This window comes from Rhizobium sp. CCGE 510, from assembly GCF_000292525.1.
Classification (GTDB): domain Bacteria; phylum Pseudomonadota; class Alphaproteobacteria; order Rhizobiales; family Rhizobiaceae; genus Rhizobium.
Genome location: NZ_AEYF01000044.1, coordinates 51517 through 73870, shown reverse-complemented (window position 1 = coordinate 73870; position 22354 = coordinate 51517). Strand labels below are relative to the sequence as shown.

Genomic DNA, 22354 nt, shown 5'->3' with positions numbered 1-22354 from the left:
CTGGAAGGAAACACCCATGACCCGTAGCGCAACCAAGTCTGGCTCCTATCGCGTCGGATCGCGGCTCGCCGATTTTCAGCCGGACTTCGATTTTGACGCGCCGCTGCCCCTGCCGGTCGAGGAATTTGAGGATCGCCTGCGCCGCATCCGCCGCCAGGCCGTGGAAGCCGGGCACGATGCGCTGATCGTCCACACCGGCAGCGTCGGCTGGTTCCACGCCTCCAATCACTATCTGCGGTACATCTGCGATTGGATGCGCGAGGGCGTTCTCATCATCCCGACTGACAGCGACAAGCCTCTGACGCTACTCTCCTTCTTTACCCAGTCGGTGCTACTGCCGCCGGGCGGAGAGCCAGTACTGGTCGAGGATATCTGGCAGATCGGACCGATCGGCCGTGAATATGCCGACCGTCCCGGCGACAGCGTCGTCAAGACCGCCGAGAAGTGCGCCGAGCTTCTTGGTGGCATGGGCCTGTCGAGGGCCCAGATCGGTCGGATCGGTGACCGCACCTCGCTCACCTTCTGGGCAGCCCTCGACGAACTCATGCCGAAGGTCAAGTCCGTCGCCGACAATGCCATTCTCGACCGGATGCAGAAGGTCCGTTCGCCGCGCGAGATCACGATGTTTCGCGCCGCAGCCCAGTTGATCAGCATCGCCACGCAAGCGGCCTATCATGTCGCCAGACTCGGTGTCACCGACCATGAGATTTACGCCGCCTTCACGCAGGCCCAGCTTTCCTATGGCGGCGAGACCGGAGACGGCTACCAGATCGGCATCAACGAGTTCGGCACCCATTGCGGCAAGCCCTATGGTCACGTCGTCCGGCCGGGCGACCTGATCAACCTCTATGTCTCGAACGTCACCTATCGCGGTTACACCGCCCAAACCGCCCGCATGATCGCAATCGGCGACATCACCAGGCGGCAGGAGGAGGTGCTCGAGGCCTGCGCCGAGGGCGTCAAGCGCGCCGAAAAGCTGATCCGACCGGGTGCTCTGATGCGGGATGTCAACAATGCCGCCTTCGAACCGATGATCGAGCGCGGCATTCTGACGTCTCCCGACGCGCGCACCATGCCATACAACTGGGCGCCGATGGACGATGGCAGCGCGCGCCTGATCCCACGACAGTATGTCAAGAACATTGACTGGGAGGCGCAGGGCCGCAAGCTGATGCACGTCTATCCGGCGACGCACGGGCCGCATAACCCCAATCTCGGTCATTCCGTCGGCATGGCCGGCGGCCAGAACAGCTTCAACATCTCGTCGCACAATTACGACCGGATGGAGGAGGGCATGGTCTTCGTGCTGCATACGCAGTGGCTGGAGCCGCTGTCGGCCGGCTGCAATGTCGGCGACATGTACGTCGTCACCAAGGATGGCTTCGAAAATCTCTCCCGCCACACCTCGCTTGAAACCCACCGCATAGCAGTCGAGGCCTGACATGACCGATACGACCCTTGGCCACACCCATTTCGACTTCGCGAAGCTGACCGAGCGCGAGCGCTACAAGATCCTGATCGGTACGGTGATTCCTCGCCCTATTGCCTTGGTGACGACGGTCGACAAGGACGGCAAGCCGAACGCCGGCCCCTTCAGCTTCTTCAATGTCCTGACCCACGATCCGGCCATCGTCGCGATCGGCGTCGAAAACTATTCGGACATGCGCTTCAAGGATACCGCCCGCAACATCCGAGAGACTGGCGAGTTCACCGTCCACATCTGCGACAGCGCGCTGGTCGACCAGATGGAGATCTGCGCCATCAAGTTCGGCCCTGAGGTGAACGAGATGGAGGAGGCGGGCCTCGCAACCGTGCCCGGACAGATGGTCCGCAGTCCGCGAATCCTTGCAGCCCCGGCAGCCTTGGAATGCCGTCGCCACACGACGCTGCAGGTCGGACCGGCACGCGAGATCATCCTCGGCGAGGTCGTGGGCGTTTTCGTCCGCAGCGACGCGGTCAATGCGTCGAACCTGCATATCGACCAGCAGATGATGGACGCTGTCGGTCGAATGGGTGGCCATACCTATAGCAGGACGCGCGACCAGTTCGATATCAAGACGCTGACGCCGCAGGAGTGGGAAAGCCGGGAAGTGGCTGCAGAATAAGCCACGGTGAAACAAGGTCGTCCCTAGATTTCAAAACGGGGTCCCCAGCCCGTTTTCGCACGCCGACAAATGGCGTTTTAGACGATGAGGGAGCTCAGAACGGCGCGTCTCTTTCTGCCGCTAACTAACTGTAAAATTATGACATTTTCAGTGTGTCATGTGCCAGAAAGTTCGAGTTATCTCAGCGCCATAAAATAAAGTGCCTGGGGACCTTGGATTCTCACGTGATTTCAATAGCTTAGGAGAAAAGTTTTGAAATTCCCTCTGTTTTCCTATCGCGAGCGATCGTGAATGCCACCTTTGTGCCCTGGCTTTGGGCATCAGTCAATACGGGTCTGAAGCGGAAATAATTTCCGCTTTCGGGCTGAAGTTTACGTTCCCGCAGTCGCCGCGCGGAGCGGGAGCACGTGCGCGCCAGTAGAAGATGTTGCCGCGGCGAATAAGGTTCTCGACGTCGTGGCGGACCGCCATGAGATTGTTGCCCTTGCCTGCCACCGGCGACGCCGCCGCGCTTGTCGCGCGTGGGCATCACCTGTGGGCTACAGTTCTGGGCATCAGGTCGCCAATAATGCCAAAACGATATCCGGCACGCTTGGAAAACCAAGGAATTAAGGGCATTTAGGGAGAATTGGCTGGGGAACCTGGACTCGAACCAAGATTAACGGAGTCAGAGTCCGTCGTTCTACCATTGAACTATTCCCCAACAAGGCGACGCAATGGCCGCTTCGTTGCTGTGCGGGCTTATAACCAAAAGTGTTCGGATTGCAAATACCCGATTTGAAAAAAATCGGCTGTGCGGGGAAGGGCGGAATATCGCTGCAAATCCCTGTCCAAAAAAGAATTTGGCGATTTCGGCGGGCGCTGATATTCTTGCCGCAACGCAAAAATCAAACGAGCGCCTGCTGCATACCTCAGAACTTGCGCGGCGCGGTGGAAAAACAACGTGGAAGACCCCGAAGGCGGCGCAAAGCCGCAATTTGACGGGGCGTCGGCGGCAGGGCGCAAGGACGGCAAGAAGTCCAGGCGCCGCAAGGGCAAGCGTGGCGGGCAATCCCGCAGCGCGGCTCATCCCGCTTCGCATGAGCCTACCGGCGGTGCCGGACAGCCTGCGCGCCCGATGGAAGATGCAGCCGGCAATCCGGCCCGCAAGCGAAAGCGTCGCCGCCGTGGCGGCCATGGTGGGCCGCAGGACGGCTCATCTCATCCCCAGGTGATAGAGCAGACGGAAGCGGCGGGTAACGCTGCTCACTCCGAAGGCGATTCGACGCCGGGCCGGCGCAATCGCCGCAAGCACCGCGGCAAGCGCGGTCTTCAGGGCCGGCCGCTGACGTCGGCAAAACCATCGGGTGCCTCGCAACAGGAAAGCCGCGCCGAAGAGACGGTGCGCAGTGCTATTCCGCGCGATACGCCGAACGGCACAGCTGCCAACCGCAAGGGCCGCCAGGATAGTCAAGGCCATACCGGTTTTCAGGGAGATCGCCAGGCCGGCGAACATGCATGGCCGGATGACCTCTATGCCGCTCTCGACCTTGGCACCAACAATTGCCGCCTCCTCATCGCCCAGCCGACCCGCCCGGGGCAATTCCGGGTGGTCGACGCCTTTTCCCGTATCGTGCGGCTTGGCGAAGGCCTTGCGGCCAGGGGCCGACTGTCCGACGAGGCGATGGAAAGGGCGGTAGAAGCCCTGAAGATCTGCGCCTCGAAGCTCAGGAACCGGGAGATCCGTCGCATGCGGCTGATCGCCACCGAGGCCTGCCGCCAGGCGGTCAATGGTGAGGAATTCCTTGCCCGGGTCGTTGCCGAAACCGGTCTCTCGCTCGAAATCATCGATCGCGAGACCGAAGCGCGGCTCGCCGTTTCCGGCTGCTCGTCGCTGGTCGGGCGTGAGACACGCTCCGTCGTGCTCTTCGATATCGGCGGCGGTTCGTCGGAGATCGCCGTCATTCGCATCGGTGACAATCGTTACAGTCGCCTCGCCAATCACATCACCCACTGGACCTCGCTGCCGGTCGGCGTCGTGACGCTGTCGGAGCGTCATGGCGGGCACGACGTTACGCCGGAAGCTTTCGAAGGCATGGTGCGCGAAGTCGGAGGCATGCTCGAAGGCTTCGATTGCCCGGAGATCGAGGTCGCCCAGACCGGCGATTTCCACCTGATCGGCACATCGGGGACGGTGACGACGCTTGCCGGCGTCCATCTCGATCTGCCGCGATATGACCGGCGCAAGGTCGACGGCATCTGGCTGTCCGATGACGAGGTCTCCGCCATGCAGGCAAAGCTGCTCTCCTGGAATTTCGAAAGCCGCGCCGCCAATCCCTGCATCGGGCCTGATCGGGCCGATCTGGTGCTCGCCGGCTGCGCCATTCTCGAGGCGATCCGCCGCCGCTGGCCGAGTCCGCGCATGCGCGTTGCCGATCGCGGCTTGAGGGAAGGCTTGCTCACCGACATGATGGCCGATGACGGCGTGTGGCGGCGCCAGCGCAACCGCCGCGGCCAGCGGGCCAGATCCGGATGATTTTCGGCCACGCCTAAGATCTGAATCCGGATATAATCGAAGAAATAGAGCATGATGCCGAAAACCGCGCCCACGTTTCGGCACCATGCTCTGGATAAGGGGAAGGCATGACCAAGGCACCGATCGCGGGAAACCGCACCGGCCGCAAGCTCGGCCAGCGCGTCAAGAACAAGAAGATGAAGGCCTCCTCGCGCCAATGGCTGCAGCGCCACATCAATGACCCCTATGTGCAGCGCGCCCAGCTCGAAGGCTACCGTGCCCGCGCCGCCTTCAAGCTGCTGGAGATCGACGAGAAGCACCATATCCTGCGCGGCGCCAAGCGCATCATCGATCTGGGTGCGGCACCCGGCAGTTGGTCGCAGATCGCCGCCAAGGTCACCGGCTCGACGGATGAGGATATCCGGGTGGCGGCGATCGATTTCCTGGAAATGACCCAGCTGCCCGGGGTGAAAATCCTGCAGCTCGATTTCCTCGATCCCAGTGCGCCGGAAAAGCTGCTGGAGGCGGTTGGCGGCACGCCTGATCTTGTCATATCGGATATGGCTGCGCCGACCACCGGCCACCACCGCACCGACCATCTGCGCACCATGCATCTCTGCGAAGTCGCGGCGCATTTCGCCGTCGAGGTGTTGGGAGAAGGCGGACATTTCCTCACCAAGTCCTTCCAGGGCGGCACCGAGCGTGAGCTGCTCGCCATGCTGAAGCAGCACTTCCGTCAGGTCGTCCATGTCAAGCCAAACTCGTCGCGCGCCGAATCGGTCGAGATGTTCCTGCTCGCCAAGGGCTTCAAGGGGCGCAAGGCCGAAGCGGAAGCAGAGCAACCCTGATCTTCCCGGTCCTGTCCGATGTTGGCGATCTCTTGGATGAATCCTTAAATCGGCATCGATTTTAGGGTAAACTGCAGCAGTTGAAAGCGTTCCAGCGTCCTTCGCGCCTCTCGAAGGACGCGCGGCGCTATAAGGATTTGAACCGCGGATCCCCATGCTTCTTTACGTCACGCTCGGAACCAACGACCTCTATCGCGCAGGGCATTTTTATGATGCCGTGCTGCCTCTGCTTGGCTATCGCCGCCAGCACTATTCGGAGGAGGAAATCGGCTATTCCGCCGACGGCGATACGCGCTGCCGCTTCTGGGTGGTGACCCCGTTCAATCGCCGCCGGGCAACATCAGGCAATGGCGCCATGGTCGCCTTTGCGGCCGAACGCCGGGCGGATGTCGATGCCTTCCATGCGGCGGCGATAGCGGCGGGCGGAGTGGACGAGGGCGAGCCCGGCCTGCGCTCCTATCATGCCCATTTCTATGCCGCCTATGTGAGAGATCTCGACGGCAACAAAATCAGCGCCGTCTGTGAAAACCCCGAATAGGGCCGCCCTATTTCACCACCGGCTGCTCGACGTCGATCGGAGACTGCATCACCACCTTTGCGCGGTGGCCGGAAACGAGCGCGCCGGCATTGCGATCCATCCGGATGAAGGGGATGGTCGCAATGACCGTCAGTCCCGCGATGATATAGAAGGCAAGATGGAAATCGGCGACCTGCAAGGCTTCGCCCCGGATATAGATCGAGCTTTCCAGGATCGCGGCTGCGACCGCAACCCCGAGCGCCAGGCTGACCTGTTGCATCACCGAACTCATCGATGTCGCCTGGCTGGCTTCGGCATCCTCGATATCGGCGAAGGCAAGCGCATTGACGCCGGTGAACATGAAGGAGCGGGAGAAGCCGCCGAGCAGCAGCACGCCGATGATGACGAGATGCGGCGTTGCTGGCGTGAACAGGCCGGTAATAACGGTCACAACAGTCGTCACCACGGCGGCGCAGAGAAGCGTCGTCCGGAAGCCGGCGGCCGCGAAGACGCGTTTTGCCATGAACTTGGTGGTGATCGCCCCGATCGCTCCGGCAAAGGTGATTAGGCCGGATTGGAACGGCGTCAGCCCGAAGCCGAGCTGCAGCATCAGCGGTGTCAGGAAGGGCATGGCGCCGACGCAAATACGGAAGAGCGTGCCGCCCAAGGTGGAGGCCCGGAAGGTCGGGTTCTTGAACAGGTTGAGGTTGAGGATCGGCGCCGGGTGGCGTTTGGCATGGCGGATATAGAGGAAGCCGCAGACGAGGCCGATCAGAGTGGCGGTAATGCCGATAACCGGGGGCAGGGCCGGCAGGCTGACTACCGAAAGGCCGAAGACGACGCCGGCGGCCGAAAGCGAGGTCAGCACGAAACCGGTGAAATCGAGCCTCGGCGGCGCCGTCGCCTCGACCTCCGGCAGGAAGATCGTTGCGAGCCAGATGCCGATGATGCCGACCGGCACGTTGATCAGGAAGATCCAGTGCCAGCTGAAATAGGTGGTGATGAAGCCGCCGAGCGGCGGACCGGTGAGCGGGCCGACCAGCGCTGGAATGGTCAGCAGCGCCATGGCTGAAACCAGATCGCTGCGCTTCGTTGTGCGCACCAGCACGAGACGGCCGACCGGCGTCATCATCGCGCCGCCCATGCCCTGCAGGAAGCGGGCGAAGACGAATTCGACGAGATTGGACGAGATGGCGCAGAAAATCGAGCCGATGACGAAGACCGAGATGGCAAGGCGGAAGATTTTCTTGGCGCCGAACCTGTCGGCCATCCAGCCGCTGACCGGGATGAACACCGCCAGCGCTACCATATAGGAGGTCAGCGCCAGCTTCAGCGTGATCGGCCCGACATTGAGATCCGCTGCGATCGCCGGCAGCGCCGTGGCAATGACGGTGGAGTCCATCTGTTCCATGAAAAGGGCGACGGCAAGGATCAACGGGACGATGCGGTTCATAGGCGGGAGGCCTTGATGGGCTGCGGATGGGGGCTGGGAAGGCCCGTGCTGTTTAGACCCACTTCAGAGGCCTGCCAATGCTCAAACCCGGTTCGACGACATGTTTGCTTCACGTCTGCGTGAGACGGCTTGTCCGACAACATCAACCGCCAAGATTGGCATATGTTTACCCTGTCGGGGCAAGAATCCGGCCGGAATCGACATCGGGGGCCGAGCGGCGACGCACCGCATCTCACAGAGGATGGACATATGGAAATTTCGGCAGGAATAAAGCGGCGCACTCTTTTTGCCGCAGGCCTCGGCCTGCTCGCCGCGCCGGCCATTTTTAGAGAAAAGGCCGAAGCGGCCGCAACTGGAGAAAGCAATACTATGAACATAACGCCTGCGCCGCAGATCAATCAATTCAAACTCGGTTCCTATAAATTCACCGTTGTGCGCGACGGCACCAATGTCTCCGAAAACCCGCACGAAACCTTCGGCACCAATCAGGATCCCGAAACCGTCAAAGCATTGCTGACCGCAAACTTCCTGCCGGCCGACAAGTTCATGAACGGATATACGCCGGCTCTCATCGATACCGGTTCGGAGGTCATTCTCGTCGATACCGGTTTCGGCGCTGGCGGTCGCGCACGGGGCGCCGGCCAGCTTGCCGAAGGCCTGAAGGCCGCGGGCTATTCGGCCGACGACGTCACCGTGGTGGCGCTGACCCATCTGCACGGCGATCATATCGGCGGCCTGATGGAAAACGGCGCGGCCGCCTTCAAGAATGCCCGCTATGTCGTCGGCCAGACCGAGTATGATTTCTGGTCGGACAAATCACGCGAGGGCACGCCGGCCGAAGGCGGCCACAAGGCGGTGCTCGCCAATGTCGCACCGCTTGCCGAAAAGACCACGTTCATCAAGGACGGCGACAGTTTCGCCCCCGGCGTAACGGCGATGCTGGCGGCCGGCCACTCGCCGGGGCATATGGTGTTCCACGTCGAATCCGAGGGCAAGCGCCTGGTTCTCACAGGCGATACCGCCAACCATTATATCCTGTCGCTGCTGCGGCCGGATTGGGAAGTGCGCTTCGACATGGACAAGACGCAGGCAGCCGCCACCCGCCGCAAGGTTTTCGAGATGATCGCCGCCGAGAAGATCGCCTTCCTCGGTTACCACATGCCGTTCCCCGCGGTCGGCTTCGTCGAGAGGCAGGATGGTGGTTATCGCTTCGTGCCAAAGACCTATCAGTTCGACATCTGATCTGCAGCAATTCCAGCAAAACTGCGCTGTGGTTTTGCGTCCGGAGTCTGTGAAAACAAAGAGATAGGGCATCGCCATGAGCTGAGGAAATGAGGGGATGCTCCAGACGCATGGCACCCATGCCGAGCCCGGCGGATAGGCCGGGCTTTTTGCTATTTCCTTCCTGTCATAGACGTGTTACCAGCCCTCGCCAACTTCCAAGCAATCCCATGCACACTGCCGGGGCGGACGATTCGTTTCCGGGCCAGGTTGCATTTCTATTAAATGAAGGAAATTGGCCATGGCACGCATCATTGAAACGGCAACCGGCGCCGACGCGCTTACCTTCGACGACGTGCTGCTGCAGCCCGGCCACTCCGAGGTCATGCCCGGCCAGACGAACATCGCGACCCGCATCGCCCGGGATTTCGATCTCAACATCCCGATCCTTTCTTCGGCCATGGATACCGTCACCGAAAGCCGCCTGGCGATCGCCATGGCCCAGGCCGGCGGCCTCGGGGTCATCCACCGCAACCTGACGCCGATCGAGCAGGCCGAAGAGGTCCGCCAGGTGAAGAAGTTCGAAAGCGGCATGGTCGTCAATCCGGTCACCATCGGCCCGGATGAGAAACTCGCCGAAGCGCTCGGCCTGATGAAATCGCACAGCATCTCCGGCATTCCCGTCGTCGAGAAGTCCGGCCGCCTTGTCGGCATCCTGACCAACCGCGACGTCCGCTTTGCCTCCGATCCGGAGCAGAAGATCCACGAGCTGATGACCAAGGACAATCTGGTCACCGTCAAGGAAAGCGTCGATCAGCAGGAGGCCAAGCGCCTGCTGCATTCGCATCGCATCGAAAAGCTGCTGGTCGTCGATACCGAAGGCCGCTGTGTCGGCCTTATCACCGTCAAGGATATCGAGAAGTCGCAGCTGAACCCGAACGCCTCCAAGGATGCGCAGGGCAGGCTTCGCGCCGCTGCCGCCATCAGCGTCGGCGATGACGGTTTCGAGCGCGCCGAACGGCTGATCGAGGCTGGCGTCGACCTTCTGGTCGTCGATACCGCCCACGGCCATTCGCAGCGCGTGCTCGATGCCGTCACCCGCGTCAAGAAGCTGTCCAACTCGGTGCGCATCATGGCCGGCAACGTCGCCACCTATGACGGCACCAGGGCGCTGATCGATGCCGGCGCCGATGCCGTCAAGGTCGGTATCGGCCCTGGCTCGATCTGCACGACGCGCATCGTTGCCGGCGTCGGCGTTCCGCAGCTCGCCGCCATCATGTCGGCCGTTCAGGCAGCACAGGCTCAGGACGTGCCCGTTATTGCCGATGGCGGCATCAAATTCTCCGGCGATCTTGCCAAGGCGATCGCCGCCGGCGCTTCCGCCGTCATGATCGGCTCGCTGCTGGCCGGCACCGATGAAAGCCCGGGCGAGGTCTATCTCTACCAGGGCCGTTCCTTCAAGGCCTATCGCGGCATGGGCTCCGTCGGCGCCATGGCCCGCGGCTCGGCCGACCGTTATTTCCAGGCGGAGGTGCGCGACACGCTGAAGCTCGTGCCCGAGGGTATCGAAGGCCAGGTGCCGTACAAGGGACCGGTCGCGGCCGTCGTCCACCAGCTCGCCGGCGGTCTCAAGGCGGCCATGGGTTATGTCGGCGGCAAGGACCTGAAAGACTTCCAGGACCGGGCCACTTTCGTGCGCATCTCCGGCGCCGGTCTTCGCGAGAGCCACGCCCATGACGTGACGATCACCCGCGAAAGCCCGAACTATCCGGGCGCTGGCCTCTGATCATGAAAGCGGGCAGCGGGATTCCTCTCTGGATCGTCGCGCTGCTCGCAGCTCTCTGCCTTGCCGTGCTCGCCTGGACGACCTTCGGCTTCGTCGTGCCCTTCAAGCACGAAACCGGGCAGGCAATGCTCGACACCTATTTCGCCGGCTACGACGAATCGGTCGTCTTCCACATGCAGGCGCTGCTCGATGAGAACGAGACGGCGACCAGGCTGCTGCGCGCCATGTATTTCGGGCCGGAGCTGATTTTCCCGGCATTGCTGACGGCGCTGCTGTTCCTCGCCTTCGCCAAGCTTGGTCCCGCCGGCGCGTGGTTCGGGCGATCGGCCCATCCGCTCGTCGCCAAGGCGGTCTACCTGCTGCCGTTCCTCTACGGCATTGCCGACTATGGTGAGAATATTGCCAGCCTGATCGCCTTCGGCGACAGTGGATCTGCAAATCTCGCAGCCGAGCTGCTGCCGTGGATGACACGGCTTAAATTCGCAAGCCTCGCCATCTGCTTCATCCTTATCGCCCGGCTTGCCATTCTCCGCTGGCTCTCTGCGCGCCATGACTGAGTGCCTTGATCAGGCGCTGGTATCCGGCTTGCCTTTCGGCTACTGCTCGCAGCGAATGCTGAAGCGGAAAAGTACTTAGGGCGCCCATATGACCGGCTATCAAATCTTCTGGCCACTCCTTGCTCACGTGGCGCTGGTTTATGGTCTTTATGCGCTTCTCGGCATGCGGCGCGCAAAAATGGTCCGCGCCGGCAGCATCGCCAAATCGGACTATCGCGAAAATCGCGGCGAGCCGGCCGAAAGCCTCGTCGTCAAGAACTGCCTCGCCAACCAGTTCGAACTGCCGGTGCTGTTCTACGCCTGCTGTCTTCTTCTCTATACCACCGAGGCCGACAATATCGTCGCCGTCGGCCTCGCCTGGGCCTTCGTCGCCCTGCGTTACGCCCATGCCGCCATCCATGTCTCCAGCAACGATCTGCGCTACCGCAGCCCGATCTTTGCCGCCGGATACCTCGTACTCGCCGCCATGTGGGTCTGGCTCGCCGCTTGGATGGCGATGGGCTGATGCCCGCGCAGCCGAGGGAATGCGTCAGATGACTGCGCCTCGGATGGGCGACGCACTAAACCAGTCGATCTTCAAGAGCTGAACGAAGCGAAACCCGCAGCGATCTTGTCGGGCGAAGGTGTTACTCCCAAAGATATTGGTTTCACCAAAGTGAAAAAATCCGGGGCATGGCCGTTGCTCCCGTCGCCGCTGATTAAATTTAGCAACATGGTTACTAATATTTAAATTAATTGCCCTATTTCTACGCGAGCGACCGGCGGTGGGGACGACTTGCGAGCGAAGATGGGCGAGAAGAAATATTCGGTGGCAATCCATGGGATCGCCAAGCTGCGGCTTGCGGGATCGGCGAGCATCGCGGTGCTGATGCTGGCCGCGGGGCCTGGATGGGCGCAGGTCATCGACGGCAACGATACGGAGATTGTCGACGGCAATGACCCAGGCGGAACCGGCCCGGGCACGCAGCCCAGTCCGTGGACGATCAATAACGACCTCATCGTGGGCGATCAAACCGGCGACGATGCAACCCTTATCATTCGCAATGGCGGCGTGGTCAGCAATGACATCGGCGTGCTCGGCCTCGACCTGGGCGCCAGTGGCACGGTGACGGTCACGGGGGCAGGCTCCACCTGGAGCAATGCCGCCGACCTCTACGTCGGTTTTGACGGCACCGGCACGCTCAGCATCGACGATGGCGGCGCTGTCGACAATATTAACGGCTCTATCGGCTATTTCTCCGGCGCCGCCAGCGGCACGGTGACGGTCACAGGCAGCGGCTCGACCTGGACGAATTCCCAGGATCTCACCATCGGCGACAGTGGCGCCGGCACTCTGATCATTTCCAATGGCGGAACGGTCAACAGCGCATCCGGCTATATCAGCAATGATGCCAGCGCTGTCGGCGAGGTGATCGTCACGGGCGCGAACTCGCTCTGGAGCAATTCCACCTATGTCGCGGTTGGCGAGGCCGGCGCGGGAACGCTGACCATCTCGAACGGCGGTTCGGTCACCGGCAGCTTTGGTTATGTCGGCTTCAGTTCGAACGGCAGCGGCGTGGTCAGCGTGACCGGCGCGGGATCGAACTGGATCAATTCCAGTGAACTGTATGTGGGCGAATTCGGCTCGGGCAGCGTGACGGTCGAGAACGGCGGCTTGATTTCGGCTTCGGGGGTCATCATCGCCGACGTTTCCGGCGCCACGGGAACGGTCTACCTGGCGGGAAGCGCCGGAAACGGGCGTGGCGTCCTGGAGACCGGTTATCTCGACAGGGGGGCCGGCGACGCCAACCTCGTCTTCGACGGCGGTATTCTGCGCGCAACGGGCAATGAGGCAAATTTCCTCGGCGGTTTCAACGCCGGGGAGGTCATGTTCGATGCGGGTGGCGCCTTTATCGACACCAACGGCTTTGCCATCGGCATTGCCACGGATCTGCAAGGCGCCGGCGGCTTGACCAAGCAGGGCACCGGCACGCTGACGCTTTCCGGCACCAACAGCTATACCGGCGTGACCACGGTCGAGGCCGGCACGTTGCTGGCGGGCAGCGCCGGCGCCTTCGTGCAGAACGGCGCCTATGCGGTCAATGCCGGTATCCTCGATCTTGGCGGCTTCGACCTGACCATGGGACAGCTTTCAGGAAGCGGCGGAGAGATCGCCATCGGCGGCGCCGACCTCACGCTCGATCAGGCGAGCGACAGCACCTATAGCGGCATACTCTCCGGCAGCGGCGACTTTACGATGGCGGGCAGCGGCACCTTGCGCCTGACCGGCAACAGTTCGGGCTTTACCGGGACGACCGCGGTTTCGGGCGGACGCCTGATCGTCAATGGCAGTCTTGGCGGCATCCTCACGATGACGGGCGGCAGATTGGGCGGCTCGGGTCATCTCGGCGCGCTGACCACGGGTGCAGGCGTCACCATTGCGCCCGGCAACTCGATCGGCACATTGACCGTCGGCGGCAATCTCATTCTCGATCCTGGTACCACCTACGACGTCGAGGTCGATCCGGCTGGCACCGCCAGCGATTTGATCTCGGTCGGCGGTACCGCGTTTCTCAACGGCGCCAACGTTGTCCATGTCGGGATGAATGGCCACTACAAGCCTTTCTCCACCTATACGATCCTCACCGCTGCCGGCGGGATCAACGGGACATTTGGCGCCGTCACGTCGAACTATGCCTTCCTGGCCGCGGACCTCTCCTATGATTTGAACAACGTCTATCTGGAGGTCGAGCGCAACGACGTTAGTTTCAGCGACATGGCACGGACGCGCAACCAGATTGCAACGGCCGATGCCGCCGAGAAGCTCGGTGTCGGCCATGACGTCTACGATGCCATCGTCACGTTGCCCGACGACGAGCCGCTGATCCAGGCGAGTTTCGACGCGCTCTCCGGGGAGATCCATGCCTCGATCAAAACGGCGCTGATCAACCAGAGCCTCTTTGTCCGTGAGGCCGCCAACCAGCGCTTGCGCTCGGCCTTCGGCGACGCCGGGCCTGGCGCAATGCCGATCCAGGCTTTCTGGCCGGGTGGTCCGGAACCGATCGCTGCCGGTCCGTCTGACGTGCCGGTTTTCTGGAGCACGGCCTTTGGCGGCGCAAGCGAGATACGCACGGATGGCAATGCCGCTACCCTCAACCACCAGACCGGCGGCTTTCTCGCCGGCGTCGACACCATGGTCGATGACATCAGGTTCGGCCTGCTGGCCGGTTACAGCAATTCCCGCTTCGATCCGCGGCACCGAGGCTCATCGGGATCGAGCGACGATTACCATCTCGGCCTTTACGCCGGCACACAATGGGGCGGTCTCGCCTTCCGCTCTGGCCTTGCGCACACCTGGCATCAGATCGAAACCGACCGCAAGGTCGCCATCGGCAGCTTCGAGGACAGGCTGGATGCGAGCTACGATGCCCGCACGCTGCAGGCCTTCGCGGAGCTGGGCTACCGGTTCGAGACGACGGCAGCCGCCTTCGAGCCCTTCGTCAATCTCGCCCATGTGGGTATTCGAACGGCGGGCTTTGCCGAAGACGGCGGGGCGGCCGCGCTTGACGGCGCCAGCCGTATGACCAACACCACCATATCAACGCTTGGCCTGCAGGCCGAAATGGATATCGGCCTCGGCCAGACGAGTGCCACCCTCCGTGGCATGGCCGGCTGGCGACACGCCGCCGGTGACATCGTTCCGGTATCGACGCAAGCTTTTGCGGGAGGCGACGCATTCACCGTCGCCGGTGTGCCGCTGGCGGAGAATGCCTTCGTTCTCGACGCCGGGCTTGACTTCGACCTCAGTGAAGGCTCCGCCGTTGGCATCGGCTATTCCGGCCAGATTGCGGACAATGAACAGCAGCATGGCGTCAAGGCGACATTGTCGATGAAATTCTAAAATCCGGCGAGCCCGTCATTCCTTCGCAACGAAGGGTGGCGACGTCTGCGCCTTTCAAGCCGAGAATTTCGCAACCATTTACGGCTCAAGGACGTAAATGCAACTCAGTGGCGCAGGCCTAGAGCCCCGTTTTTTATACGCTTTTGCCGGTCGTTAAAATACGAGCGTTTTCATTTACGACTGATGAAGACCTGCAATGTCATATCCGCCAGACGCGTTGGTTTGGCATGATGCCCTGCCCGCGCGAACGACAAGAACGGGAACGACATGGGCGCGGAAAGCATGGATCGGATCGGCCTGCGCAGGCAGCCGAAGCAGGAGCGCAGCATCCAGAGGCTGGACCTCATTCTCGCCGCCGCCGCCAAGATCATCGCCGAAAAGGGCGTCAGCGCCATGCGGATGACGGAGCTTGCCGTCGCCGCCAAGGTGCCGATTGGCTCGGTTTACCAGTATTTTCCCGAGAAGGCGGCGATCGTCAAAGCTCTGTTCGACCAGCACGCCTCGGCGATACAGGCAAAGACGGTGGCAATGTTCGCCGACGTGCGGTCGCTCGACCAGGCGCTCGACCTCGTCTGCGACATCATCGACTGGTATTACGAGTCCTACCACAATGATCCCGTCTACCTCGGCGTCTGGATGGGAACGGAGACCGACCAGGACCTGCTACAGCTGAATATCGAGCATAGCGGCCGCGTCGCCGGCATCTTTCATGAGACGGTGCGCAGGCTGGCTCCCGACTTTTGCGACGAGCAGATCTATGCGCGTACTTACCTGTTCAGCCACCTGATCGGCGCCGTCATCCGGCTTGCCGCCGTCAGCGATGAGGCTTTGGCGCGGCGTATGCTCGACGAGTGGAAACGCGTCATCCGCGCCTCCCTGTTCGCCACGACCGCGCCGCGCGCCGCCTGATAGCCTCTTACCAGCTCGGCACCATATTGGCGGCCTTCAGCCGGGGATAAAGGCGTGCCTGGGCTGATTTGACATCAGCCTCGAGGCTGTCGTCGACAACGGCGGGCGTGATGTTGTCGAGGCAGGCGGTGATATGGGCGGTGATCGCATTCATCAGCGAGAGCGAAACGCCCGGCCGTTTCATGATGCCGATCTGCACCGGCGGCAGCGCCGGAAAACCGTCCGCCTGGCTCAGCACCTTCATGCCGGTTCGCAACGCCGATTCCGGCATCACCGAGACCGCCATGCCGGCAAGCACGGCGGCGGCAACGACGGTGCATGACCAGCTGGTGAACAGGATCTGGTGTTCGCGTCCGACAGCATCGAGCGCCGAACAGGCGAGCTGACGCCATTGGCAATCCCGCCGGCCGACGGCAAGCGGCACCGGCGCGTCGTCGCGAATCGGATGGTTTGCCGAACCCACCCAGCAAAGCGGCTCGGTTCTCACCACATCGGACATACGCTCGCGCGGATTGTGGGTGACGAGCGCAATGTCGAGCTCGCCCTTGTGCATGCGCTCGGCCAGATCGACCGAGGGCTCGCAGACGATGTAGAGCTCGACATTCGGATGCGTCTTGGCAAAGCGGCCGATGATCTCGGGCATGTAGCGGTCGGCATAATCGTCCGGCGTGCCGATACGCAGCGTTCCCTCCAGCCTGTTATCGTCGAACGCCGCAATCGCCTCATTGTTGAGGCGGATGATGCGTCGGGCGTAGTTGAGCAGTTTTTCACCCTCAACCGTCAGCCGGTTGCCGCGGCCGTCCTTGATGAACAGCTGCTTGCCGATGCGCTCTTCGAGACGGCGCATCTGCATGGAGACGGCCGATTGGGTCTTGTAGACCCTGTCGGCGGCTTTGGTGAAGCTGCCGGAATCGACGATGGCGATGAAAGTCTGCAACTGGTCGAGATCAAGCGGAGAGGACATGGTGTCACCCATAAAGATTGCTGATGATAATCATTAGAAACATTCGTTGGACTGATCAATAGGTCTTTGGCATCTTCGGGATGCAAATCAAGCAAAGTGAAGGACAGGCACTGCTGTCCAAGCAAAATTCAGCCTTATCCCTTCCCGCAGCACGTCGCGGGAGGGGTGGGTTGTTGCGCGCCCTAAGAAAGGAGAGAGTTCGATGCACATGACAGACCGAACACTAGAACTCGACTGCAGCAAGCTTACCCCGACGCTTTCCCAGCGTCTGGCGGCAGGCCTCGCTCCGCTGGTCTCCCTCTTTCGCGGGTTCCGCAATCGCATCGAGATCAACGCGCTGCATGATCTGAACGACACGCAACTGAGGGATATCGGCCTTAGCAGGGCCGACCTGACCTCTGCGTTCCTGGCCTCGACCTTTTTCGAGGACCCGTCGGAACATCTGACGCGCTCAGCGCGCAATCGCTGGCGCCTGTCGCTCTTCCGCTCCTACGAGGAGTAGGAGCGTCGAGTTTTCCCCGCAGGGTGATAGCCAATAGCCCTGCTGCTTGACCCGGTGATCGGCTTTCCCAAGCCATCGCCGGGTTTTTTTATGCCTTGGTTTCAGAGGGTTTCGGCCGATAGGTCTCGAAGATCGCTTCGAGGTTCCTCTGGTAGGTCTTCTGCACTTCCAACCCGCTGTCGAACATGGCGTTCAACATCTCGGTATAGCTGTCGGCATTGACCTTCGCCTCTTCCTTCGGCGCCCCTGTGGTCTTCGCCGCCGGCTGTTTGGCCGCCGGTGGCTGGCCAAGCCCGCCCATCATCTCCTGAAAGGCCTTGGCGAAGGGATTGTCGAGAAAGGGGTTCGGCTGAGATGCCGGTTGAGCATTCGGTACCGAAAACATCTGCTGCATCGCCTGCGTGAAGGGATTGTCGAAGATGCTGGCCTCTGGGGCCGTCTTCGGTTTCGGCGCGAATCCGGTACTCTCAAGCCATTTCTGGATGGTCTCGCTCATCGCCGTGTTGACGAAGGGGTTGACCGGTGCGGCCATCTGGCCGGTCGTCTGCTTGAATAGCCCGCCCATCAGCGTATCGGCGAGCACCGGCAGCATCCGCTTGTAGATGTCCTGGCCGATGCCGGTCATCTGTGCGGCCTGCGCGGCGACCGCGCGCGAAACCTCCTTGGAGCCGAAAAGCTGGGCAAGGATGTTGTTGCCGTCGGAAATGCCCTCCGGCGTGAAGGCCCGGCTCATATCCTCGAAATATCGGGCATAATTGCCGGAGGAGACCGCCTGCATCAGCCCGACGAAATCATAAGGGTTGCTGGTGCTGCGTTTCAGGCCGGCTGAGAAGGCCGGCATCAGCGCCGCCATCGCCTTGGTCGCCTGTTCCTGCGCGAGGTTGAACTGCCGGGCGATCGACTCCATCGCCGCGCCGTTCTGCGCCTGCATCATCATGTCGAAGAGTGGCAGCATGGAAGTCCCTTTCCCGGTTCGCGGCGTATTGTAGCGCCACTATAACCGGAAATGGCAGAGCGCAAACCGCTTTTTGCCATAAGAACTTAGAGCATGTCGCGCAAAACTGTGCAGCGGTTTTCCCAGGCAAAGCGCGAAGCGCTTTGCCCTAACGACATGCGTAAAATAAGGGGCTAAAGCGCGAGGAGCGAATCTGAAAGATCGCGACGCGCTTTAGAGAGAAATTTTGGCCGCGCTCAGTACTGATAGTCCTCGAAGACAGGTTCCACCGAGCCGTGCCAGCGGCCGTGATAGAGCGACAGCAGATCTTCGGCGAGCGTCGCCTTCTTGGCGAGCACCTCGTCGAGCGGCGCCAGGAAGATCGTCTCGTCCTGGCCTTCGCCGTTGAGCCTGCCGCGAGCCTTGAGGCCAGCCTTTGATATGCCGACCACTTCGCGCGCCACGTCGAAGAGCGAATGTCCGCGAAATTCAGCCTTCAAGCCTTGCGCCGGAACCGCATTGCGCAGGACGCCGACCTCGGCGAAGCTCCAATCCTTCGTCAACTGGTCGGCGGCCTCGAGTGCGGCATCGTCATAGAGCAGGCCGACCCAGAAGGCCGGCAATGCGCAGATGCGCCGCCACGGGCCGCCGTCGGCGCCGCGCATTTCGAGAAAACGCTTCAGCCGCACGTCGGGGAAGAGCGTCGAGAGATGGTTCGTCCAGTCGCCCATCGTCGGCGCCGGATCGGCGATCTCACCCTTCAATGCGCCATTCATGAACTGGCGGAAGGTGACATGCGTGCAGTCGTGATAGCGGCCGTCGCGGACGATGAAATACATCGGCGCGTCGAGCGCCCATTCGGCATAGTCGCGGAAGCCGAAGTCGTCGCCGAAGGTGAAGTCGAGCAAGCCGGCACGCCGGTTGTCGACATCGCGCCAGATATCGCCACGCCACGAGAGCAGCCCGTTCGGCTTGCCCTCGGTAAAGGGCGAGGATGCGAAGAGAGCGGTCGCCAGCGATTGCAGCTTCATCGAGACGCGCATCTTCTTGCGCATGTCGGCTTCCGAGGAGAAATCGAGATTCACCTGAATGGTGCAGGTGCGGTACATCATGTCGAGACCCATGGTGCCGACCTTCGGCATATAGCGGGTCATGATCTCGTAGCGTGATTTCGGCATCTGCGGGGTTTCCGCATAAGTCCATTTCGGACTGCCGCCGATGCCGAGGAAGCGGATGCCCAGCGGTTCGGCGATTTCGCGCAGCGTCGCCAGGTGCTGGTTCGATTCCTTGCAGGTCTCGTGGATCGTCTCCAGCGGTGCTCCGGAGAGTTCGAACTGGCCGCCGGGCTCGATCGAGATGGCGCCCATGCCGTTCTGCTCGGCAAGGCCGATGATGTTGCCGCCGTCCGTAATCGGTTCCCAGCCGTTTTTTTTCTGCAGGCCGGTCAGCAGGGCCGAAATGCTGGCATCGCCGAAATAGGGAACCGGGCTGTTGTCGGCGCGGAAGAAGGCAAATTTCTCGTGTTCGGTGCCGATCCGGAAGCGCTCCCGCGGCTTGTTGCCCGCGGCGATATAATCGGTCAGATCCTGGACCGAAGAGAGCGGTGTCTGGTCGGTGGTGTCGCGGGCCATGCGGGATACCTGTATTGAAAAGGCGCCCAGGGGGCGGGCAATTGGAAGGGTGATTTGGACCCAAGCCACCCATGTTGCAAGTGAAATTCTTTCAACGACGCATCAAAAAAATAGCACCGATTTCAATGTCAACCCGTTTTCGACGTCAGGTCCAGTCGCCGATTGCCGCCTGGACCACTGCCAAGGCTGCAACGGCTGCCGTATCGGCGCGCAGGATGCGCGGTCCGAGCGGAATTGCGGTGACGAAATCCAGGCTTCGAAGCCGCGTCCGCTCTTCTTCGGAAAAGCCGCCTTCCGGCCCGACGAGCAGAGCGAGATGCCTTTCCTTGATCGCCGACAGCACCGGCAGCGGGTTTTGCCCGGCATCGCCCTCGTCGCAATAGATGATGCGGCGCTCCCTCGGCCAGCGGTCGAGCAGGTCGAGAAGTCTCACCGGCTCGGCAACATCGGGGATGCCGAGAACGCCGCATTGCTCCGCCGCTTCGACGACATTGGCGCGCAGCTTGTCGAGGTTGGTGATCTTACCCTGGACGTGCTGGGTCATGACCGGCTGCAGCAGGCCGGCGCCCATTTCCACAGCCTTCTGCACGAGATAATCCAGGCGGCCGACCTTGAGCGGCGCAAAGAGATAATGCAGGTCGCAGGGTGCCGGCTGCGGTCGGGTCTCTTCGATTGCGGTTAGCTGAATGCGTTTGCGCGTGGGGAAGGTAAGGGTCGCCTTCCACTCGCCGTCACGGCCGTTGAAGAGCAGGACCTCCTGACCTTCCTCCATCCTCAGCACATTGGCGAGATAATTGAACTGGTCGGCATTCGCCTCGAGGGCGCCGCCGCTGGAAAGCGGTCCGTCGACGAAAAGCCGTTGCATGCGGAAATTGGCGCGCATTTAAAAACTCGCGGGGTTTCGGAGCAGGATGCCGAAAACTGTGTGCGGTTTTCTCATGACATCATGCTCTAACTATTTAATTTAGACCAGGATTCAGATTTTAGGCCGAGCGGGCCTAAAATCATCCCGTTCTAGACGAAGAGCGCGAACATAACCCAATAAATCACTGCCGCAAGCGTTGCCGAAACCGGCACGGTGACGATCCAGGCGGCGATGATCGTCATGAAATGCGAGCGGCGCACGAGATAGCGCCGCCGCGTCTCGTAGATGTTCGGCTCCTCCGGCTCGTCGATATCGAAGCTTTCGGCCCTGCGCCTGATATAGGCGATGCGGCGCTTCGAATGGCGGGTGTACCATTCGCGGAAGAAGCCGACGCCGAAGACGGAGCCGACGGCGATATGCGTGGTGCTGACCGGCAGGCCGAGCCAGGAGGCGACGATGACGGTGAAGGCGGTCGACAGCGCGACGCAATAGGCTCGCATCGGATTGAGCTTGGTGATCTCCTCGCCGACGAGGCGGATGAGGCGCGGCCCGAACAGCAGCAGGCCGATGGAGATGCCGAAGGCGCCGATCAGCATCACCCAGAGCGGCGGATGGCCGATGGCGTCGCCGCCGCCGATGCCGACGGAATGGACGATCGCTGAAAGCGGCCCGACCGCGTTCGAAACGTCGTTGGCGCCATGGGCGAAGGAAAGCAGCGCCGCAGAGCCGATCAGCGGCAGCCGGAACAACACCCGCAGCGAGCTGTTGCGGTTTTCGAGATTGCGCGCCTGGGCGAGCACAAGCGGCCGGGCGGCAAGCCAGCTGACCAGCCCGATGCCGATGCCGATGAGGAGGATGGTGAAAGACGGAAATTTGCCGGTAGGCGACAGTTGCAACACCATATAGGCCATGAAGCCGCCGGCCATCACCGCGACCAGCACCGGCACCCAGCGCTGGGCGGCCGCGACCTTGTCGTCGCGATAGATGATCAGCGTCTTGACGAGGTAGAGCAGCCCGGCCGCGATCAGCCCGCCGATCAGCGGCGAGGTGATCCAGCTCGAGGTGATCTCCAGCATCACTCGCCAATTTACCGGTTCCGGCCCGACGGCCGCGATGCCGGCGCCGATCACTGCGCCGACGATCGCATGGGTGGTCGAAACCGGCGCGTTCATCCATGTTGCGAGGTGGATCCAGAGGGCCGCCGCCATCAGCGCCGCCATCATGATCCAGCCAAGCAGCGGCGCCGGAACCTGGACGGCATCGACGATATTGGAGGAAATCGTCTTGACGACCTCTCCGCCAGCGATCGTCGCGCCGAGAACCTCAAAAATCGCAGCGATGACCAGCGCCTGGCCCATCGTCATGGCGCGCGCGCCGACGGCCGCGCCGACATTGTTGGTCACGTCATTGGCGCCGATGTTCATCGCCATGTAGCCGGCAAGGGCGGCCGCCGCCACGACGAGCACCGCTCCGGGATGGTCGAACACATAGACGCCGGCAAACAGCATAGCCAGACCGACGAAGATCAGGCCGAGACCAGGCGCCACCAGCCGCCGCAAAACATGCTTCGTTGCATCCTCGGCATGGGTGATCTTGGCGAGGTCTTTGTCGAGCGTGCGTTTCGTAAGGACTGTGGGACGTGGCGGCATTCTTTTCCCGAGGTATGAAATCTGCTTCTACGCTGCCTC

19 protein-coding genes and 1 tRNA gene are annotated in these 22354 nt (G+C 61.8%); 12 read left to right on the top strand and 8 right to left on the bottom strand.

Annotated elements, in window-relative coordinates; all coding sequences use genetic code 11:
• The first annotated feature begins 16 nt into the window (after positions 1-16).
• On the top strand, positions 17-1441 hold the full coding sequence (locus RCCGE510_RS20475) for a Xaa-Pro peptidase family protein (protein ID WP_007633113.1): 1425 nt from the start codon (positions 17-19) through the stop codon (positions 1439-1441).
• Between the two features lies 1 nt (position 1442).
• Positions 1443-2105 (top strand): flavin reductase family protein, encoded by a 663-nt coding sequence (locus RCCGE510_RS20470; RefSeq protein WP_007633112.1) that lies wholly within the window; start codon positions 1443-1445, stop codon positions 2103-2105.
• A gap of 324 nt (positions 2106-2429) precedes the next feature.
• Here RCCGE510_RS20470 and RCCGE510_RS34835 read toward each other — a convergent pair whose 3' ends face one another.
• Positions 2430-2600: a hypothetical protein gene (locus tag RCCGE510_RS34835; RefSeq protein WP_157179924.1), complete on the bottom strand. Its 171-nt coding sequence runs from the start codon at positions 2598-2600 to the stop codon at positions 2430-2432.
• A gap of 134 nt (positions 2601-2734) precedes the next feature.
• A tRNA-Gln gene (locus RCCGE510_RS20465) sits at positions 2735-2808 on the bottom strand.
• Positions 2809-3048: 240 nt separating this feature from the next.
• Here RCCGE510_RS20465 and RCCGE510_RS20460 point away from each other — a divergent pair.
• The 3 genes from RCCGE510_RS20460 (at position 3049) to RCCGE510_RS20450 (ending at position 5985) form a co-directional block, all read left to right on the top strand.
• The gene (locus RCCGE510_RS20460; protein WP_007633111.1) at positions 3049-4620 is read left to right on the top strand and encodes a Ppx/GppA phosphatase family protein; all 1572 of its coding nucleotides are present in this window, start codon (positions 3049-3051) and stop codon (positions 4618-4620) included.
• 107 nt (positions 4621-4727) lie between these two features.
• Positions 4728-5447 carry an RlmE family RNA methyltransferase gene (locus RCCGE510_RS20455; protein WP_007633110.1) on the top strand — a complete coding sequence of 240 codons (720 nt, stop codon included), beginning with the start codon at positions 4728-4730 and terminating at the stop codon, positions 5445-5447.
• A 154-nt stretch (positions 5448-5601) separates the two neighbouring features.
• Entirely contained in the window at positions 5602-5985 is a 384-nt protein-coding gene (locus RCCGE510_RS20450; protein WP_007633109.1) for a VOC family protein, read from the top strand.
• A gap of 7 nt (positions 5986-5992) precedes the next feature.
• Here the strand turns inward: RCCGE510_RS20450 and RCCGE510_RS20445 are convergent, their stop codons facing one another.
• Positions 5993-7417, bottom strand: a complete 1425-nt coding sequence (locus RCCGE510_RS20445) for a DHA2 family efflux MFS transporter permease subunit (protein ID WP_007633107.1) — start codon at positions 7415-7417, stop codon at positions 5993-5995.
• 249 nt (positions 7418-7666) lie between these two features.
• On the opposite strand from RCCGE510_RS20445, the gene RCCGE510_RS20440 reads away from it, so the two are divergent.
• From RCCGE510_RS20440 to RCCGE510_RS20415, 6 genes are all read left to right on the top strand, one after another.
• A complete protein-coding gene (locus tag RCCGE510_RS20440; protein ID WP_007633105.1) occupies positions 7667-8659 on the top strand; it encodes an MBL fold metallo-hydrolase in 993 nt (330 codons plus the stop codon).
• Positions 8660-8939: 280 nt separating this feature from the next.
• The gene (guaB, locus tag RCCGE510_RS20435) at positions 8940-10424 is read left to right on the top strand and encodes an IMP dehydrogenase (protein ID WP_007633103.1); all 1485 of its coding nucleotides are present in this window, start codon (positions 8940-8942) and stop codon (positions 10422-10424) included.
• A gap of 2 nt (positions 10425-10426) precedes the next feature.
• Positions 10427-10981 carry a hypothetical protein gene (locus RCCGE510_RS20430; RefSeq protein ID WP_007633102.1) on the top strand — a complete coding sequence of 185 codons (555 nt, stop codon included), beginning with the start codon at positions 10427-10429 and terminating at the stop codon, positions 10979-10981.
• Positions 10982-11069: 88 nt separating this feature from the next.
• The gene (locus tag RCCGE510_RS20425) at positions 11070-11486 is read left to right on the top strand and encodes an MAPEG family protein (RefSeq protein ID WP_007633101.1); all 417 of its coding nucleotides are present in this window, start codon (positions 11070-11072) and stop codon (positions 11484-11486) included.
• 282 nt (positions 11487-11768) lie between these two features.
• Positions 11769-14861 (top strand): autotransporter domain-containing protein, encoded by a 3093-nt coding sequence (locus RCCGE510_RS20420; protein WP_007633100.1) that lies wholly within the window; start codon positions 11769-11771, stop codon positions 14859-14861.
• A 267-nt stretch (positions 14862-15128) separates the two neighbouring features.
• The gene (locus RCCGE510_RS20415; RefSeq protein ID WP_007633099.1) at positions 15129-15770 is read left to right on the top strand and encodes a TetR family transcriptional regulator; all 642 of its coding nucleotides are present in this window, start codon (positions 15129-15131) and stop codon (positions 15768-15770) included.
• Between the two features lie 7 nt (positions 15771-15777).
• On the opposite strand, the gene RCCGE510_RS20410 is transcribed toward RCCGE510_RS20415, so the two are convergent.
• Complete coding sequence (locus RCCGE510_RS20410) at positions 15778-16734, bottom strand: LysR substrate-binding domain-containing protein (RefSeq protein WP_007633095.1); 957 nt, start codon at positions 16732-16734, stop codon at positions 15778-15780.
• A 202-nt stretch (positions 16735-16936) separates the two neighbouring features.
• Here RCCGE510_RS20410 and RCCGE510_RS20405 point away from each other — a divergent pair, with 202 nt between their 5' ends.
• Positions 16937-17236 carry a DUF1127 domain-containing protein gene (locus RCCGE510_RS20405; RefSeq protein WP_007633094.1) on the top strand — a complete coding sequence of 100 codons (300 nt, stop codon included), beginning with the start codon at positions 16937-16939 and terminating at the stop codon, positions 17234-17236.
• 88 nt (positions 17237-17324) lie between these two features.
• On the opposite strand, the gene RCCGE510_RS20400 is transcribed toward RCCGE510_RS20405, so the two are convergent.
• The 4 genes from RCCGE510_RS20400 to RCCGE510_RS20385 form a co-directional block, all read right to left on the bottom strand.
• On the bottom strand, positions 17325-18191 hold the full coding sequence (locus RCCGE510_RS20400; protein ID WP_007633093.1) for a DUF937 domain-containing protein: 867 nt from the start codon (positions 18189-18191) through the stop codon (positions 17325-17327).
• A 236-nt stretch (positions 18192-18427) separates the two neighbouring features.
• Positions 18428-19801 (bottom strand): glutamate--cysteine ligase, encoded by a 1374-nt coding sequence (locus RCCGE510_RS20395; RefSeq protein WP_007633092.1) that lies wholly within the window; start codon positions 19799-19801, stop codon positions 18428-18430.
• Positions 19802-19946: 145 nt separating this feature from the next.
• Complete coding sequence (locus tag RCCGE510_RS20390; RefSeq protein ID WP_007633091.1) at positions 19947-20684, bottom strand: 16S rRNA (uracil(1498)-N(3))-methyltransferase; 738 nt, start codon at positions 20682-20684, stop codon at positions 19947-19949.
• Positions 20685-20815: 131 nt separating this feature from the next.
• Positions 20816-22315 (bottom strand): inorganic phosphate transporter, encoded by a 1500-nt coding sequence (locus RCCGE510_RS20385; RefSeq protein ID WP_007633090.1) that lies wholly within the window; start codon positions 22313-22315, stop codon positions 20816-20818.
• Positions 22316-22354: the final 39 nt, after the last annotated feature.

Excerpts from the sequence above, each read along its gene's own strand:
- RCCGE510_RS20400 (WP_007633093.1), bottom strand. The coding sequence starts at position 18,191 with ATGCTGCCACTCTTCGACATGATGATGCAGGCGCAGAACGGCGCGGCG.
- RCCGE510_RS20410 (WP_007633095.1), bottom strand. The coding sequence starts at position 16,734 with ATGTCCTCTCCGCTTGATCTCGACCAGTTGCAGACTTTCATCGCCATC.
- RCCGE510_RS20455 (WP_007633110.1), top strand. The coding sequence starts at position 4,728 with ATGACCAAGGCACCGATCGCGGGAAACCGCACCGGCCGCAAGCTCGGC.
- RCCGE510_RS20425 (WP_007633101.1), top strand. The coding sequence starts at position 11,070 with ATGACCGGCTATCAAATCTTCTGGCCACTCCTTGCTCACGTGGCGCTG.
- RCCGE510_RS20415 (WP_007633099.1), top strand. The coding sequence starts at position 15,129 with ATGGGCGCGGAAAGCATGGATCGGATCGGCCTGCGCAGGCAGCCGAAG.
- RCCGE510_RS20450 (WP_007633109.1), top strand. The coding sequence starts at position 5,602 with ATGCTTCTTTACGTCACGCTCGGAACCAACGACCTCTATCGCGCAGGG.
- guaB (WP_007633103.1), top strand. The coding sequence starts at position 8,940 with ATGGCACGCATCATTGAAACGGCAACCGGCGCCGACGCGCTTACCTTC.
- RCCGE510_RS20430 (WP_007633102.1), top strand. The coding sequence starts at position 10,427 with ATGAAAGCGGGCAGCGGGATTCCTCTCTGGATCGTCGCGCTGCTCGCA.
- RCCGE510_RS20405 (WP_007633094.1), top strand. The coding sequence starts at position 16,937 with ATGCACATGACAGACCGAACACTAGAACTCGACTGCAGCAAGCTTACC.
- RCCGE510_RS20440 (WP_007633105.1), top strand. The coding sequence starts at position 7,667 with ATGGAAATTTCGGCAGGAATAAAGCGGCGCACTCTTTTTGCCGCAGGC.
- RCCGE510_RS20470 (WP_007633112.1), top strand. The coding sequence starts at position 1,443 with ATGACCGATACGACCCTTGGCCACACCCATTTCGACTTCGCGAAGCTG.
- RCCGE510_RS20390 (WP_007633091.1), bottom strand. The coding sequence starts at position 20,684 with ATGCGCGCCAATTTCCGCATGCAACGGCTTTTCGTCGACGGACCGCTT.
- RCCGE510_RS20445 (WP_007633107.1), bottom strand. The coding sequence starts at position 7,417 with ATGAACCGCATCGTCCCGTTGATCCTTGCCGTCGCCCTTTTCATGGAA.
- RCCGE510_RS20420 (WP_007633100.1), top strand. The coding sequence starts at position 11,769 with ATGGGCGAGAAGAAATATTCGGTGGCAATCCATGGGATCGCCAAGCTG.
- RCCGE510_RS20475 (WP_007633113.1), top strand. The coding sequence starts at position 17 with ATGACCCGTAGCGCAACCAAGTCTGGCTCCTATCGCGTCGGATCGCGG.
- RCCGE510_RS20395 (WP_007633092.1), bottom strand. The coding sequence starts at position 19,801 with ATGGCCCGCGACACCACCGACCAGACACCGCTCTCTTCGGTCCAGGAT.
- RCCGE510_RS20385 (WP_007633090.1), bottom strand. The coding sequence starts at position 22,315 with ATGCCGCCACGTCCCACAGTCCTTACGAAACGCACGCTCGACAAAGAC.